This is a genomic window from Pseudooceanicola sediminis (assembly GCF_003575965.1).
Lineage (GTDB): Bacteria > Pseudomonadota > Alphaproteobacteria > Rhodobacterales > Rhodobacteraceae > Pseudooceanicola > Pseudooceanicola sediminis.
On record NZ_QWJJ01000047.1, the window covers coordinates 1 to 1,210 of the forward strand.

The 1,210-nt window shown below is 68.8% G+C and carries 1 protein-coding gene; it reads left to right on the forward strand.

Annotation, left to right across the window (positions count from 1 at the left end; translation table 11 throughout):
* Window positions 1-188: 188 nt before the first annotated feature.
* The coding region (locus DL237_RS20400; RefSeq protein ID WP_119400801.1) for an aldehyde dehydrogenase family protein at window positions 189-1,210 on the forward strand (1,022 nt) is incomplete at its 3' end.

Sequence of the window (1,210 nt, forward strand, 5' to 3'; positions counted from 1 at the left end):
CCCCCTGGATATTTGGAACAGGGAAACATCAGGGGGAGGGTCGAGGTGGCGGGGTGGGGTGCCGGGAGGATGCACCGTTCAGACACCGCTTTGATACCGCCCGGATACCGACGTCAGAAATCAATGTTTTCAGGGGCTTGCCTGGCCTCTGCCCGCAAATACCGACAGTTTTCGAAAGGAGCCCTCTCATGGACGGCACAGAGCCCCTCTTCACCCCGCACGGCAAGCACCTGATCGCGGGCGAGTGGATCGCCACCGCGCAGACCTTCGCCTCCGATCCCGCCAGCGGGCCGGCGCATGACTTTTCCGTCGGCACAGAGGCCCTCGTCGATCAGGCCTGCACTGCCGCCGAGGAGGCGTTCTGGAGCTACGCCTATACCTCGCGCGCCGAAAGAGCGCGGTTTCTCAATGCCATAGCCGACGAGATCGAGGCCCGTGCCGAGGCCGTCACCGCCATCGGCACCGCCGAGTCCGGCCTGCCGGAGGGCCGTCTGATGGGCGAGCGCGGCCGCACCACCGGCCAGTTGCGCCTGTTTGCCGAGCATATCCTCAAGGGCGATTACCTCGATATCCGCGTCGATGCCGCCCTGCCCGAGCGCACCCCGCCGCGCCCCGAGCTGCGCATGATCCAGCGCCCGATCGGCCCGGTCGCGGTCTTTGGCGCCTCGAACTTTCCGCTGGCCTTTTCGACCGCCGGGGGCGATACCGCCGCCGCCCTGGCCGCTGGCTGTCCCGTCGTCGTCAAGGGCCATTCCGCGCACCCCGGCACCGGCGAGATCATCGCCGAAGCCATTGATGCCGCAGTGAAAAAATGTGGCGTGCATCCCGGTGTCTTTTCGCTGATCCAGGGCGGCAACCGGGCTGTCGGCGCGGCCCTCGTGACGCATCCGAGGATCAAGGCCGTCGGCTTCACCGGCTCGCTCGGCGGCGGGCGCGCGCTGTTCGATCTTTGTGCGCAGCGCCCCGAGCCGATCCCGTTCTTCGGCGAGCTCGGCTCGGTCAACCCGATGTTCGTCCTGCCCGCCGCCACGGCCGCGCGGGGCGCCGAGATCGGCACCGGCTGGGCCGCCTCGCTGACCATGGGCGCGGGCCAGTTCTGCACCAATCCCGGCATCGCCGTCATCGCCAAGGGCCCCGAGGGCGACGCCTTTGTTACGGCCGCCCGGGAGGCCCTGGCCGCCACGGGCGAGCAGGTCATGCTGACCGCCGG